Origin of the sequence: Paraclostridium dentum (assembly GCF_012922555.1) — a bacterium.
GTDB lineage: Bacteria > Bacillota > Clostridia > Peptostreptococcales > Peptostreptococcaceae > Paraclostridium > Paraclostridium dentum.
This window is the reverse complement of sequence record NZ_WIPK01000001.1, coordinates 905,611-919,838: the sequence shown is the minus strand read 5'-3', so window position 1 is coordinate 919,838 and position 14,228 is coordinate 905,611. Positions and strand designations below refer to the sequence as shown.

Here is a 14,228-nt window from a genome sequence, read left to right as displayed (position 1 = left end):
AATTATTTATACATTTAAAACAACATTTAAGAAATCGGCAGTTCTCTTACTTTTCGGGTTATTAAATACTTGTTCAGGAGAACCATCGTCTAAAATATGACCTCCATCCATAAATATTACTCTATTTGCTACTTCTTTAGCAAAGCCCATTTCATGAGTAACTATTACCATGGTCATACCTTGCTTTGCTAGACTTTTCATTACTTGAAGGACTTCTCCAACCATTTCTGGGTCAAGAGCAGATGTAGGTTCATCGAATAACATTATATCTGGATCCATAGCAAGTGCGCGGGCTATAGCGACTCTTTGTTTTTGTCCTCCAGATAAAGAGTCTGGATAGGCATCCTTTTTATGAGCTAGACCAACGGACTCTAATAATTTAATAGCTCTTTTTTCAGCTTTGTTTTTATCCATACCTTTTATATCTATAGGTGCTAGTGTAATATTATCTAAGACTGATAAATGCGGAAATAAATTAAACTGTTGAAATACCATTCCTATATGTTGTCTTACTTTATTTATGTTAGTGTTTTTATCTGTTAAGTCAAACTTATCAACTAGCACTTGTCCACTAGTTGGTTCTTCTAGTTTATTCAAACAGCGTAGAAATGTGCTTTTACCAGAACCAGAAGGGCCTATAACGCATACAACATCTTTTTCTTTGATGGATACATCTATTTTATCTAGCACTAGATGGTCACCATATTTTTTTTCTAATTTGTTAACTAATATTTTTGTGTTCATTTATCTAAATCTCCTTTCTAATACCTTAGCAAGTTTTGTAAGTAGTGTAATTATAACTAAGTATATAACTGCTGTAATCAAGTAAACCTGAGAACTTTGTAACGTACGAGCAACTATAATTTTACTTGTTTGAAGTAGCTCGATAAGACCTATAGCAGATAATATAGTTGTATCTTTTAGTGATATTACAAACTGATTTACAAAAGAAGGAATCATAATTTTTATTGCTTGAGGAAGTACGATTTTTCTCATTGTCTTAGTATAAGAAAAACCAAGGCTTCGTGCAGCTTCCATTTGACCAATTGGTACAGCTCCTACACCACCACGTACAATTTCTGCTATATAAGCACTAGCATTTAGGGTTAATGTTATAACACCAGCTACATATTCATTCATAGGTTTTCCTGTTATATTTGGAATTCCAAAGAAAATAAAGAATGCTAATACAAGTAGTGGTATACCTCTAACAACATCAACATAGAAAGCAGATAACATACGTAATGGTTTTAACGGTGAAACACTGAATAGGCCGAAAATTATTCCTAATATCATAGCAAAGCCAAATGATATAAGAGTTAGAGTTAAAGTTTTTTCAAGCCCGCTCAATAAAGCTTTGTAATTATTTTTTATTAATCCAACAAAAGTTGATTCATCAATTGTATTATCATTACTTGAAATAGGAGTAGTTGACGTGTACTTATTAATAATTTTATCGTACTCTCCAGTGTTTTTTAATTCTTTCAAACCATCATTAAACATATGTAGAAGCTCTTTATTAGTACCTTTTTTTACAGCAAAGGCATATTCGCAACGTTCTTGTATATCACCAACTCTTTTTAAAGGCTTACCTTTTGTAATTGAATAATCAATGATAGGGTAGTCATCAAATATAGCATCGGCACCTCCTACGTTTATAACATCATAAAGGGCATCAGCTGAGTCGAATGATTTAATTGTAAACCCATATTTATCTTTAATTTTATCTACATAATTAGCGCTAACTGTTCCGGTTTTTACCGCAACCACTTTACCTTTTAAGTCAGTATAAGACGTAATATCTGTGTTGTCCTTGCGAACGGCCATAGATATACCACCTGTAAAATATGAATCAGAAAAATCAAAGCTTTTTTTACGTTCTTCTGTAACGCTCATTCCGGCAATCATACCATTTACTTGACCTGATTGAACAGCCTGAACAGAGCTATTGAATCCTAATGGTTTTAAATCGATAGTGAAATTTTGATTATTGGAAATTGCATTTAGTAAATCAATATCAATACCTATGTATTCTCCTTTATCATTTTGAAATTCAAAAGGAGCGAATGTTAAATCTGTACCAACTTTATATTTTCTACCTTCTGCATATGTTTTTTGAGGAGTGATGCTCAAAAATAAAGTTAAGGTTATAAAAAATATAAAACTAAAAATAAAATGTTTTTTTCTCAAAGTGAAAACCTCCTAAAATATGTTGTCATTTAAATGAATTTTCTGAAATGTTTATAATTGAATATTAAACCATAATATATAACAAAACTCAACAAAAATTTTTGTTTGGATTTTACATAAAATGTGTGTAGGTTATATAAATATATGTAGGGTATGGGTATAAGAAATATTTAAAAATAAGGTTTAATAGTTGAAGTTGCTAACTTTAATGAATTTAATATGAAGTTTGATTTATTATTCGGATGAATAAAGATTGGATTTAATAATATTTTAGTTTACAAAGATTTAACATTTAAGTAAATACAAATTTAAATTTTGAAATAAGAATAAGGCGCGATAAATAAAGAAGTTAGAATTTGAAAAGTTGTATAAAAGTTATCCATTATAAAATAAAAGCACGCAACATATGTTAAGTGCTTTTATTTTATAATTTTTTAGATGAAGTTAATCAATATTTATAAAATCTTCAAGAGATTTATTTATTTCATTCCTACACTCATAAAAAGCTCCATGACCTCCATCGGTCAAAGAAACTAGAGTAGAATTTTCTATGGTATCCCTCATATATTCAGCAAAAGAATATGGACACACGGTGTCATGTACACCATGCAATATTAGAGTAGGTACCTTTATTTTAGATAGATCATTAAATAGTTCTTCATCTCTAAGTGCATACAGTGAATTTACACTAGACCAACCAGCAGCTTCTAAACACATGTCAAAGAACCAATCCAATATTCCTTGGCTAGTGAATTTATAGAAAAATGATTCAGATGTAGTTCTTATTGCCTTAGGTCTATCATTTTTAAAATTATCTATAATACTATTTACTTGGTCTATAGTATATCCATATGGCCAACTAATAGATTTTACCCATTTAGGAACGGCAGCACTAAGTAAGCAGAGCTTAGAAACTCCGTAACCATTAAATTTAGCCATATATCGTGAACAGATTGCACCACCCATAGAATGACCCATTAAAGTGATGTTTTCTAGTTTGAGAGCTTCAATTATATGTCTTATATCTTTAGCCATTCTATCATAATCATAACCTGATGAAGGTTTATCAGATTTTCCATATCCTCTAAGGTCTATAGCTATACATCTATATCCTTTTTGTGCAAAGTTTTCAATTATATATTCATACATACGGTGGTTCAAAGGCCAACCGTGAACAAATAACATTGCTTTTTCTGAATCCTTATTTATATCCTCAACAAATAACCTTACATTTTTTTCGACTTTAATAAAATATTTCATAATATATCTCCCGTAGATGTTGTCCTTATATATTATGGTAGTTTGTATATATTTGTTAATGAATTAAAAAAAGCACTCATTTAGAGTGCTTTTTATTATATAAACCTATGTGGTAGGATTTTTCTTTTTCTTTTTACTACTAATTCCACCGTTTATACGAATGTAATCGTTATGAACGGATTTAACAACTCCAGTAAGAGCTAATAGACCAATTAAGTTAGGTATAACCATCAATCCATTAAACATATCTGACATTGTCCATACTATTGATACTTCACCTAATGTACCAAGGAAAACACAAATAGCTACAAGTACTACGTATATCTTAACAGCTTTTGTACCGAATAAATATTTTATATTAGCTTCTCCGAAGAAGTACCATCCAATTATAGTAGAGAATGCAAAGAAGAACATACAAATAGCTATAAATATATCTCCGAACTTACCAAACACTGATGAGAATCCAGCTTGAGTAAGAGCAGTCCCTATAAGAGATCCATCTGGAGTAACTGAACGTGTTGTAATTATAACTAAAGCAGTTAAATTTAATATAACAAAAGTATCTATAAATACTCCCATCATAGCGACGAATCCTTGTTCTGAAGGGTAGTCAACTTTTGCAACTGCATGAGCATGAGGAGTAGAACCCATACCAGCTTCATTAGAGAATAATCCACGAGCCACACCTTTACTCATAGCTTTTTGAATAGTAGCTCCTACAACACCACCAGCTATTGATTGAGGTGCAAAAGCTCCTACAAATATTTCTTCAAAAGCTAAAGGAATGTTTTTGAAATTAACTAATATTACAATTAACGCACCTATAATATAAAATAATGCCATAATTGGAACTATTGTTTCTGTAACTTTTGCTATTCTAGTTATTCCACCAGAGAATATTAAAACAGACAGTATAGCTAAAATTATACCTATAACAGCCGGACTTATACCAAATGCTGTATCAAAAGCATCTGCTATAGAGTTAGATTGAACTGCATTTCCCATAAATCCTAATGCTAATATGATAAATACAGCAAAAAAGCTAGCTAAAACTTTACCAAATTTACCTTTAAATGCGGCTTCTATATAGTAAACAGGACCACCTGTTACTGTACCATCTGCACCTATTCTTTTGTATTTTTGAGCCATTGTTGCTTCGGCATAAATTGTTGCCATACCGAAAAATGCACTGACCCACATCCAAAATATTGCACCAGGGCCTCCAACAGCTATCGCAGTAGCAGCACCTGCCAAGTTACCTGTACCTACTTGAGCAGCTATTGCAGTTGCTAAAGATTGAAATTGAGACATTCCATCTTTATCGGCTTTTTCACCCCTTTTAAATAAGCCACCGAAAGTTCTTCTAAAACCTTCTCCAAAACCTCTAATTTGGATGAACTTTAATTGGAATGTATACCACACACCTGTTCCGACAAGTAAGAATAGCAAAATATTCTTATCCCACAAAACACCATTTACAGATTCTACGATTTTTGTTAGTAACTCCAATATAACACAACCCCTTCGCTATTTTATTTTGCATACTATTTTAAGTGAAAAGTACGCACAATATATATCAAAGAATTTTTCAATATGTAGTTATGAATCAAAAAATAGAAAAACTCTGTGATAACACAATAATTTAAAGTAATATGTGTTTTAAAATATAAGTTTTTATAATGTAAGTATTAAAAATTTAAGGATTTAGTTTAAAGATTAAATTTGAAATGATATTGAAAAAATTTAAATATAAAAAGGTATTTCAATTATATTGTATATCTGTTTATTTTTATCTGCAATATAAATTGCAATTTATATAAATAAAGCAAAAATAAATAAACCTATTAATAAAAAAACTCTTTATAACTATAAAGAGTAATTCAATAATATAGTGAAAATTATAATTAAAATTATGAAATCAACTTGATTGGACTTACTAACTCCAGTTTTACACCAATGGCCAAAATGTTCGCAGTTATTAAAAATTATATTGAAGTTTTGCTCTCCAATACGAGAATTAGCTCTTTTTACAACTTCACAAGGTTCTGTGAAATTATTTTTAAACTTACAAACTTCGAAGTTTTCATTACCTGCTAAAAATCTATCCATATTAGTTTTTCTAATACACATCTTACGTAAAAATTTATCATCTATTTTTCCATCATAATGTATAACGCAATCTTCATTTATATATATGCCAAAATGCTTATACAATACATGATCTGAACATATTAAGTCTCCATAATTAGCATTAGACATAAAAAATCCTCCTAAAATCATATATAAGTAAATTATGATTTTAAGAGGAGAATGTTACTATGCTATTGATTTAAATCCTCGGCCTAAAACTTCATGAACATCACTAACAATTATGAATGCTGATGGATCTATATTTTTTATTACTTTTTTTAGATGAACTTCTTGTTTTTTAGAAACCACTACTAGTAAAACATTTTTATCTTCATTAGTATATCCTCCTTTACCTTGAAGGAAAGTTACACCTCTATCAAGTTCCTTAGTTATACCATCTCTTAAAATATCAGACTCATTAGATATAATCATAAATGCTTTTGAGTAATTAAGACCAGAAACTATGGCATCAACTATTTTAACTATAATGTAAAGTGCTACTCCTGAGTAAAGTGCTGTTTCTAAATTTTTACTAGCAATACCAGCAGATATAACAACCATACCATCTAATATAACCATAAACTTTGAAAGAGGGACACTTGGGAAAGCTCTATTTAGCATAAGTGCAATAAGATCTGTTCCTCCTGTAGAAGCATCCATTTTTAGTACTATACCAAGTCCAATACCAAGGCATAAGGCACCTGATATAGAACATAGTAGAACATCTTTTGTTACATCAAAATTAGATAGTGAAGATGTAACACCTAATATTATAGAAAATACAGTCATTCCAATAAGAGTTTTTATCGAATCCTTAACTCCTAATATCTTAATTGAAAATATTACTAAAGGAATACCTATAGCAAGCATTACAACAGGTATAGGAAGACCTGTAAGTTTTCCTAATACTAATGAAAGACCGCTAAGTCCTCCAGGTGCAATTGTATAGGGTTTAAAAAACATATTTATTCCTATACTCATAAAAATACATCCAACCACCAGTCCTAAAGACTGAAATAAAAAATCCTTAAAAACGTTTTTCTTCATAAAAACACCTCGCAAAAATATTTGGCATGATTCCATAGAGTATAGTATAACAAAATTATACTTATAAAGGGAATATGTTTTCCATTAGTGGAAATTTTAAAATAATTTGAAATAATAAATTAATATTAAAAAATATTTTTAAATCTGATTTTATTAAATATATATATTAAGTTTGAATATAATAATAAGTATAAAAAATATAAATTTAATTTTATAAAAAATATAAAACTTATAGATAAAGTCTAGATTAGGTAGGTGCTAATATATGGAACAAATAATATATAGCTTACAAGAATATAAATTATTAGTGGCTGCAGTAGGATTTATAATAATAATAGTAGAAACTTTTATACCGGCATTACCACTTGTTGCTATAGTAGGAGCTAATGCGTTTGTTTTGGGAATAGGACTTGGATTTTCGGTATCTTGGCTTGGATCAGTTATAGGATCGATAGTTTTATTTTTGATTTGTAGGAAATTTTCAGATTCTAAGTTCATAAAAAGAATAAATAACGAAAAAGTAGATAAATTTAAGAAGTGGGTAAAAAGACAGGGGTTTAGCATGATGTTTATAGTTTATTTATGTCCTTTTATACCTGATTTTTTAATAACTATAACCGCTGGAATATCAAAGATGAAATTGAGTAATTTTGTACCGGGGATGATACTGGGTAAATTTATTATGTTCTTAGTTATAAGTTACATAGGAAATGATATAAAAACTTTTATAACAGATCCTTTAAAAGTTGCGTCATTAATAATATTAGTTTTAGTGTTTTGGATTTTAGGAAACAAAGTAAATAAAAGAATCAATAGCGTAAAATAAGACTATACAAAGGTATAGTCTATTTTTTATTTGATAAACAATTCGGACATAAGTCAGATTTGGAATTTTTCACGTTTGTATTTTGTTCAAAGTAAGTAGAGTATGATAAACCGTTTAATTTGCATCCGCACTCTATACATCTATTATCTCTTTTAAGTATTAATTGTTCTTGTGTAAGCTTCATTATAATGCCTCCTAATAAGATTTTAAAAAGTAAAGTTTAATTCAAATAAAATTTAAAAAGTAATAAAAAATGTTTTTTCAAACTTAGTATACTATATTATATTAAAGTTGATTAAAAATGAGACATGTTTAGACAAAGTATTAAAAAAGATAAGTTAATTTATAAAACAATGGAATAAATAAAATTGAATTTTATATTTTACATTAAAAATTAACTTTAAATACAATTTATAACAATTATTTTGAAGTTTAATATTTTTAATGTAAATAAATTAAAATTTAAAAAATTACAAAAACAATATTTGAAGTTTGATTAAAATGGTGATAAAATAGAGTAGTTATCATAAATATTATTATAAGCAAGACATTGGGGGGTTAAATAATGCAGAAGATATATATAGTAACAACATATACAGGAACTGCTCTTTCTTACTTAATAAAAAGTATATCTAAAACTCCTTATGCACACGTATCTATAGCTCTTAATGAGTATTTAAGACCTATGTATTCATTTGGAAGATTAAATCCAAAAACACCTTTATTTGCTGGATTTGTAGAGGAAAATATAAATGAAGGTTTATATGCTATAAAAACGAATACTAGATGTAGAGTATACTCATTATATGTAACTAATGAACAATACAACAATTTATATAAAAATATATTAAATATAAGTGCAAACAGAGATAAATATGATTATGATGTTTTAGCACTTTTATATTTATCTAGAAACAAACCTAGAGAAGCTGAGAATAAATATGTGTGCTCTCACTTTGTAGCAGATATGTTAGAAGATAGTGGGATAAACTTATTTGAGAAGCCATCATGTGCAATTAAGCCAAATGACTTCTTTAATCATAAGGATTTGACACTTGAGTATGAAGGATTATTAAGTGAATATAGAGCAAAAGAAAAAATATTTGAATATAGTTTAAGTAGTGTATAAAGATAAATACTCCTTATAATTTTAAGGAGTATTTATTTTTTTACAAAAAATGGTTATAATTAATATTAACAAATATTACAAATATTTTAAAAATTAGGAAGGAGTAATAAATGAAAAAAATTTTAAAAACGTATGGAATAGCGTTGGTAATGGTAGCTATATATGCAATAATAAAATTACCTGTACTTAGATTAGATTTTACCTCGCTATTTTCAACACTAGTTATATTTTTCGTAATAGCTGGAGTACTAGATATGATGTTTGATAAAGGAGAGCAAACATCAAAGTTAGCTAAACGAAACTTCTCAATAGCTGCAGTGTTAATAGCTTACATTATAGTAGTGCCATTTTTAACATCGTCACCGGTATTACACTCAAAAGCATATAGAAATTTAATAGGAGATGTTAAGGAAAGTAACTTTGCAAAAGATGTAAGCCCTGTGAATGCAAATGAAATTAGATTAGTAGACGAAGATATGGCTATGAAATTAGGGGATAAAAAATTAGGTGAAGTACCTGCTATAGGTAGTGTATCGAAACTTGGAAAGTTTCATATTCAAAATGTAGATGGAGAATTATGTTGGGTAGCACCATTAGTACATAGAGATGCAATAAAATGGATTACGAATATAAAAGGGACAAGCGGATATGTAAGAGTATCAGCTACAAACCCACAAGATGTTAGACTTGTTCAAGAGGTTGATGGAAAACCTATAAAAATAGTATATCAACCTGAAGCTTACTTACATCAAGACTTAAGAAGACACATGTATTTAAAAGGATATACTAATGTAGGGATGACAGATTTTACATTAGAAGTAGATGATAATGGCAAACCTTATTGGGTAGTTTCATTATATGAAAATGCTGTTGGATATGGAGGTCAAAATGCCATAGGAATAGCAACTGTAGATACTCAGACTGGTGAAATTAAAAGTTATGATATAAAAGATGCTCCAAAGTGGATAGATAGGATACAACCAGAAGAATTTATAGTTAAGCAAATAAATGATTGGGGTAAATTTGTAAGTGGATTTTTAAATGCTGTTATATCTGAAAAAGGTGTACTAGTAGCTACGGAAGGAACATCATTAGTATATGGTGAAGATGGAAAATCATATTGGTATACAGGTATAACTTCTGCAGGAGGAGATGATTCAACTATAGGATTTATGCTAGTTGACACTAGAACTAAAGAAGCTAAACTGTATAAACAACCAGGAGCAACAGAAACCGCAGCTATGGTATCTGCAACAGGTAAGGTACAAGAAAAAAATTATGAGGCAACATTCCCCGTTGTTTATAATATATTAGGGAAACCTACATATGTAATGTCTTTAAAAGATAAGGCAGGATTAGTTAAGATGGTTGCTTTTGTTTCTGTAGAAGATTTTAATATAGTTGGAATAGGTGATAACAAAGAAGATGCTTTTAGAAGCTATAGAGAGCAATTAAAATCAAAAGGAAATACTGTAGAGCTTGCAAGTGATGATACTAAACAAGAAAGTACGGGTATAGTACAAAGAATAAACTCAGATGTAATAGATGGTAATACTGCATATTACCTTACAATAGAAGGAATGAATGACTCTATATTTGTTGTAACTTCTAAAGTTTCTCATGAAGTTCCTTTAACAAAAGAAGGCGACAATGTAAAAATCGGTTATGATAAAGAGCAAAAAGGGTTGATAGAATTAATTGAATTTGATAATATTAGTATAAATCAAGCAAAAGCTGAAGAAAGTAAACCCGAAAAGTAAAGATAACAAATAAAAGACTACATATATATGTAGTTTTTTATTTTTGTAAAAATAGTTGCAATAACAACTAATTTGTTGTATACTAATTTAGTTGTTATTGCAACTAAATTGATACTATCTTTATGATAGGGGGATTTTAATGTGAAGAAGGATTGTAACTATATTGGAAGATATATCTCTCAAATTCATAGAAAAGGAGGATCTTTCATATCTAAAGAGTTAAGTGGATTGGGAGTTGGGGCTGGCCAATTTATGTTTTTATTAGAACTATATAGAGGAGATGGAAGAAGTCAAGAAGATTTAGCGGAAACTCTTAATATAGATAAAGGAACAACTGCGAGGGCTATAAAAAAGTTAGAAGAAGAAGGTTTCTTAACAAGAGAAAAAGATGAAATTGATAAAAGAGCTTATAAATTATATCTAACTGATAAAGGAAAAAGTGTAAAAGGAATTATATATGAAGTTTTATCAAAATGGGAAGTTTATATGACAACTAACTTAACGGAAGAAGAAAGCAAGTTAGTGAGGACGCTTTTACAAAAAATATGTATGACAATATAAAGGAGGACAATTTATGAAAAATGAACAAGAATTGAGAAATCACTCAATACCAAGACTTTTATTAACATATTCTGTGCCTGCTATTATAGGAATGCTAGTAAATGCATTATATAACGTAGTAGACAGAATATTTATTGGTAACATACCTGGAGTAGGTCCGCTTGCAATAACTGGAGTTGGAGTATGTTTACCGATAATGACAATAATGCTAGCCTTTGCTATGCTTGTGGGTATAGGTGCTACAACTAATATATCTATAAAGTTAGGCCAAGGTAAAAAAGAAGATGCTGAAAAGATTATAGGAAATGCTATAAAGTTATCTGTTATAATTGGACTTATAATTAGTGTAGTAGGAATTATATTTGGAGATACGATACTTAAGGTGTTTGGAGCAAGTGAAGCTACACTTCAATATGCGAAAGATTATATATATATAATCTTAGCTGGAAGTATGTTTAATATGTTAGGATATACATTAAATAATACTATAAGAGGTGATGGAAGCCCTAGATTAGCAGCAACTATAATGATTGTGGGATGTTTAACAAATGTTGTATTAGATGCTATTTTAATATTTGGGTTCCACTTAGGGATACAAGGAGCGGCTATTGCAACAGTTGTATCACAAATAGTAACGGCTATATGGGGATTCTTATATTATGTTAGAGGAAAATCTAATTTAAAATTCCATAAATCAAGTTTAAAATTAGACAGTTCTTTAGTTAAAAAGATATTTGCTATAGGATCTGCACCATTTGCAATGCAAATAGCTACAAGTTTAGTTCAAGTTATATCTAACAATGCACTAAAAACTTATGGAGGAGACTTAGCTATAGGTGCTATGGCTACTATATCATCTATTTCTATGCTATTCTTAATGCCTATATTTGGATTGAACCAAGGAGCTCAACCTATAATAGGATTTAACTTTGGAGCTAAGCAGTATGATAGAGCTAATAAAACATTTAAACTATCAGCTTTAGCTGCTATAGTAATACTTACAACAGGATGGCTAATAATTCAAACTATACCAGAAGTTATGGTAGGTATGTTTAATAAAGATCCTAAACTTATGGAAATATCAGTAAAAGGCGCTAGAATATACTTATTAATGATGCCTATAATAGGAATATCTATAACAGGATCTAACTATATTCAATCTATAGGAAAAGCTAAAATGGCAATGGTTCTTAGCTTGCTTAGACAGGTTATAATATTAATACCTATGATAATAGTATTACCAAAATTCTTTGGTCTAGATGGGGTTTGGTATGCACAACCAGTTGCAGACTTTCTAGCAACAGCTATAACTGCGATTATATTATATAGAGAATTAAAAAGTTATAAAAAAGTTAAAGTAAAAGAACAAGAAATAACAATATAAAGTAAAAGCATAGACACATGTCTATGCTTTTTTTTATTAAAGTGTAAATTTTATTGCATGTGTTTAATATAATAAATTAAGACTTGTCACAATATACATCAAGGAGAACAGCATAATGGTAAGTATGGAAAAGGAGATACTGGTTTTAATGAGCCAAGTTAGATGTGCAACAGAGCAACAGTTTAATAAGTTTTTTTCTAAAAAAAGAAAAATAATGAAATCTCCTCACAAAAAAACTCTAAGAAAAATGTGTAGAGAGTTTACTCTTAAAAAATATCCATGCAATGTAGTCTATGGGGAGTATAAAGATAGTTCAGGAATTTATTATTTAAATGGAGGCAAAACATATAAAGGAAAAGAACTTTTAAAAGTTATACTAGGCTCAGAGATAGTTTTAAAGATGGAATCTTCAGGCTATGAAATAAAAAGATTTTACAGAAATGTAACGGTAGATAAAGATAAATATGATATATACATTGAATATATAGATAAAGATAAAAAATTAAAACAAAAGCTTATAGACATCAAATTAACAGAGGTATTTAAAATGAGTAAATATAAAAACTTGCATGCGAAAATTTTAAATTCAACAATACCTTTTTATGAAGTGCCCGAAGTCTTGTTAATATCACAAGATAATAATTTTGATCAAAAAAGATTGATGTCTATTAATGAAAATGTAAAAATAGTTGATATAAAACTAGAAAATTTAATAAAATATTTATAATTAAAAAACGTCTAAATTTAACTTTAGACGTTTTTATTTTTTACTATTCAGATTTTGGTATGTTTAAACTTTTTTCAATATATTTATCTAAATATGTTTTTATTACAGCTGCTACTGGAACGGATAAGAAAACTCCTATCAATCCGAATAAAGCACCACCTATTAATACAGCACATATTATCCAAAGTGGATGAAGCCCTACAAATTCGCCCATGATTTTTGGAGCAATTAGGTTACCATCGACTTGTTGAAGTACAAGTAAAAATATAGCAACCCAAAGAGCTTTTATAGGGCTGTATGATAAAGTCATAAGTATTGGAAGCAAAGCTCCTATAAATGGGCCAAAATAAGGAATCATATTAGTTATAAATACTATAAAAGATAAGAATAAACTACCTTTTATATTTATAAAGAATTTAAATCCTATGAATGTTATTATTCCGACAACCAAAGAAACAATTAAACTACCTATGATATAATGATAAAAAATTTTATTTATTATATCAAAGAATTCAATTATTGCATTGGCTCTTTTTTTTGAAAAAGTTGAATATAATAAGTTTTTTAGATTTTTTAAAATATTTTCTTTATCACAAAGTATATAAATAGATAAAATAATACCCATTATAATATTAAAAATTATAGATGTTATGCTGAAAATATATATTAAAAAGTCTGAAGAAATTGTATTTAACATTTTGACAGCGTGCTTTAAAGCTGAATCTAAATGCGCTTGTATATGAGGCAAAATGCTATCAAATGAATGATTATTAGAAACATATTTATTTAAAAGGGCATCTATCTTTAGTGTATAGTTTGGTATTTCTGTTATTAAAGTGTTCAGTGTATCTATCAATGAAGGCATTATTAAATTTATACAAAAGCAAAAAAATAAAAATATAAAAAAATATGAAATAAATATATTTAAAAGCCTCGGCATCTTGAATTTTTTTTCTAAAAACATAATAACAGGATTTAAAAGTAAACACATTAATACAGCTAATAAAAAAGGACTTAAAAACTTAAACAAGTCGTTTATACTAGATATAAAAACTGCAGGGTTATCTATAGCCTTATAAATCAATATAGATATGAAGGCTACAAATATACAATATTTAATATTATCTCTTGAAATCAAATCACACACCTCTTTTATTAGTACTTGTATATTATTATTAATTTTTCCAATTAATAAAATAAAATAATATAAAAAG

At 28.6% G+C, this 14,228-nt stretch carries 14 protein-coding genes; 6 read left to right on the top strand and 8 right to left on the bottom strand.

Annotated features, from left to right (window positions below):
- Positions 1-6: 6 nt before the first annotated feature.
- The 6 genes from GFJ41_RS04430 to GFJ41_RS04405 form a co-directional block, all read right to left on the bottom strand.
- The gene (locus tag GFJ41_RS04430; RefSeq protein ID WP_170074707.1) at positions 7-744 is read right to left on the bottom strand and encodes an amino acid ABC transporter ATP-binding protein; all 738 of its coding nucleotides are present in this window, start codon (positions 742-744) and stop codon (positions 7-9) included.
- The gene (locus GFJ41_RS04425) at positions 745-2,190 is read right to left on the bottom strand and encodes an amino acid ABC transporter substrate-binding protein/permease (protein WP_052169131.1); all 1,446 of its coding nucleotides are present in this window, start codon (positions 2,188-2,190) and stop codon (positions 745-747) included.
- A 444-nt stretch (positions 2,191-2,634) separates the two neighbouring features.
- Positions 2,635-3,450, bottom strand: coding sequence for an alpha/beta fold hydrolase (locus GFJ41_RS04420; RefSeq protein ID WP_035115987.1), 816 nt, complete (start codon positions 3,448-3,450; stop codon positions 2,635-2,637).
- 105 nt (positions 3,451-3,555) lie between these two features.
- Entirely contained in the window at positions 3,556-4,959 is a 1,404-nt protein-coding gene (locus GFJ41_RS04415) for an alanine/glycine:cation symporter family protein (RefSeq protein ID WP_170074706.1), read from the bottom strand.
- A 357-nt stretch (positions 4,960-5,316) separates the two neighbouring features.
- Complete coding sequence (locus tag GFJ41_RS04410) at positions 5,317-5,709, bottom strand: lecithin retinol acyltransferase family protein (RefSeq protein WP_052169132.1); 393 nt, start codon at positions 5,707-5,709, stop codon at positions 5,317-5,319.
- A 57-nt stretch (positions 5,710-5,766) separates the two neighbouring features.
- Positions 5,767-6,627 (bottom strand): YitT family protein, encoded by an 861-nt coding sequence (locus GFJ41_RS04405; protein ID WP_035115993.1) that lies wholly within the window; start codon positions 6,625-6,627, stop codon positions 5,767-5,769.
- Between the two features lie 265 nt (positions 6,628-6,892).
- On the opposite strand from GFJ41_RS04405, the gene GFJ41_RS04400 reads away from it, so the two are divergent.
- On the top strand, positions 6,893-7,453 hold the full coding sequence (locus GFJ41_RS04400; RefSeq protein ID WP_035115996.1) for a TVP38/TMEM64 family protein: 561 nt from the start codon (positions 6,893-6,895) through the stop codon (positions 7,451-7,453).
- Between the two features lie 19 nt (positions 7,454-7,472).
- On the opposite strand, the gene GFJ41_RS04395 is transcribed toward GFJ41_RS04400, so the two are convergent.
- On the bottom strand, positions 7,473-7,637 hold the full coding sequence (locus GFJ41_RS04395) for a hypothetical protein (RefSeq protein ID WP_170074705.1): 165 nt from the start codon (positions 7,635-7,637) through the stop codon (positions 7,473-7,475).
- A gap of 381 nt (positions 7,638-8,018) precedes the next feature.
- Here GFJ41_RS04395 and GFJ41_RS04390 point away from each other — a divergent pair, with 381 nt between their 5' ends.
- The 5 genes from GFJ41_RS04390 to GFJ41_RS04370 all read left to right on the top strand — a co-directional run bounded on the left by GFJ41_RS04390 (position 8,019) and on the right by GFJ41_RS04370 (position 13,014).
- Positions 8,019-8,582, top strand: coding sequence for a hypothetical protein (locus tag GFJ41_RS04390; protein ID WP_035115998.1), 564 nt, complete (start codon positions 8,019-8,021; stop codon positions 8,580-8,582).
- A 110-nt stretch (positions 8,583-8,692) separates the two neighbouring features.
- Positions 8,693-10,342, top strand: coding sequence for a hypothetical protein (locus tag GFJ41_RS04385; RefSeq protein ID WP_035116001.1), 1,650 nt, complete (start codon positions 8,693-8,695; stop codon positions 10,340-10,342).
- A 141-nt stretch (positions 10,343-10,483) separates the two neighbouring features.
- Entirely contained in the window at positions 10,484-10,903 is a 420-nt protein-coding gene (locus GFJ41_RS04380) for a MarR family winged helix-turn-helix transcriptional regulator (RefSeq protein ID WP_035116004.1), read from the top strand.
- 13 nt (positions 10,904-10,916) lie between these two features.
- Complete coding sequence (locus tag GFJ41_RS04375) at positions 10,917-12,287, top strand: MATE family efflux transporter (RefSeq protein ID WP_035116007.1); 1,371 nt, start codon at positions 10,917-10,919, stop codon at positions 12,285-12,287.
- A 115-nt stretch (positions 12,288-12,402) separates the two neighbouring features.
- Entirely contained in the window at positions 12,403-13,014 is a 612-nt protein-coding gene (locus GFJ41_RS04370) for a hypothetical protein (protein WP_035116010.1), read from the top strand.
- 43 nt (positions 13,015-13,057) lie between these two features.
- On the opposite strand, the gene GFJ41_RS04365 is transcribed toward GFJ41_RS04370, so the two are convergent.
- Complete coding sequence (locus GFJ41_RS04365; RefSeq protein WP_052169133.1) at positions 13,058-14,152, bottom strand: AI-2E family transporter; 1,095 nt, start codon at positions 14,150-14,152, stop codon at positions 13,058-13,060.
- Between the last annotated feature and the right edge of the window lie 76 nt (positions 14,153-14,228).